The 1,337-nt window shown below is 71.4% G+C and carries 1 protein-coding gene and 1 pseudogene; one reads left to right on the forward strand and one right to left on the reverse strand.

Annotated features, from left to right (window positions below; translation table 11 throughout):
• Positions 1-439 (forward strand): annotated as a pseudogene (locus ABZ281_RS49505) (ubiquinol-cytochrome c reductase cytochrome b subunit); the annotation flags it as partial.
• 512 nt (positions 440-951) lie between these two features.
• On the opposite strand, the gene ABZ281_RS49510 reads toward ABZ281_RS49505, so the two are convergent.
• On the reverse strand, positions 952-1,337 hold a 386-nt coding region (locus ABZ281_RS49510; protein WP_356665426.1), incomplete at its 5' end, for an HAD family hydrolase.

Genomic DNA, 1,337 nt, shown 5'->3' on the forward strand with positions numbered 1-1,337 from the left:
GGACGTGATCACGCTCGTCTTCCGCATCCCACTGGAAGTGATCACCTACACCCTCCGCACCGCCCTCTTCCTGGTGCCGTTCCTGGCGTACCACGCCACCAAACGGGCGTGCCTGGGGCTGCAGGCCGCCGACCGCCGACGTCTACTGGAAGGGCTGGCGACCGCCGAGGTGCGGCAGAACGCGGACGGCGGCTACCAGCAGGCACGCACGCTGCTTCCGCCGGTCGAGGCCTACCGCATCCTCGTGCGTGACGAGCCACGGCCACGGGCACACGGTACGGAGGTTTGGCGCTGGTTCCACAAGCACCGCCTGCGCAACGCGCTCAGCCGGTGGTACTTCGGCAAGCGGATCGAGATGCCCGCCACCGAATGGCAGCGGCACCGCATCGAGCTGGTACGGGCCGGTCCGGGCGAGGCGGACGAGAGCGACGAGTCGTGACCGGGGAGGTCCCGGGCATGAAGACCTCGAAGTCTTCACCGCCGCCGGACACATGGGGCTCGCGGCCGAGCCGTACGACGAGGGCAAGCCGCGACTTCTGACGCAGCTGGCCGAGGGACTCACGGCGGGGGGCGCGGTGCCGGCGGCCATCGCGGGCCGCCCACGACGGGCGGAGGGCCGGGTCCGGCTGCTCGCGGCCGGCACGGGGTGCTTGCGCCGCTGGCCGGCTCGGCGGCGATACGGTTCGGTGTGCTTCACGTCGGCGCAGCATCCGCCGAGGGGCCCAGGTACACGGTCGTACCGCAGCGGGAACGTCTGAACGCCAGGGACGGATTCGGAAGGTTCCGACGGCGCTGGAGGAGCCAGGGAGGCCGTCGGATCCTGACCGGGCAGCGCCGAAGCCTGAGCATCCAGCGCCATGGACCGACAGAACCAGACCGGTCACGGTCAGAGACCGCCGTGCCTGAGCGGTCGTGCGACGTTTCCCGTCCATGCAGTGCCTGCGTCGTCGATCAGCCAGGCGTGGTCTCCCCCAGCATGCGGGCCAGGTCCGCCACCCCGTCGGCCTCCCGCTCCGCGGTCAGCAGCGACGTTGGGTAGGGGTCACGCCCGCGCCGCAGCCACGCCGTGGCCAGACCGGCCCGGGCGGCACCATCGATGTCCCATGGGTGCACCGACACCAGCATGACCGCACCGGCCGCCACGCCGACGGCACGCACCGCGTACGCGTAGGCCTCGGCAGCGGGCTTCCACCGGCCTCCAGCGCCATGGACGTCGAGATGGGCCTCGAAGCAGTCCGTCAGCCCCGCCCGGTCCAGGACCGCGCGGGTAGTGTCCGCCGACCACCGGCAAGGACATGAAGATTTCCTGGTCCGCGAACTGGGACGACGACCTCGGC

Origin of the sequence: Streptomyces sp. NPDC006265 (genome assembly GCF_040613555.1) — a bacterium.
Lineage (GTDB): Bacteria > Actinomycetota > Actinomycetes > Streptomycetales > Streptomycetaceae > Streptomyces.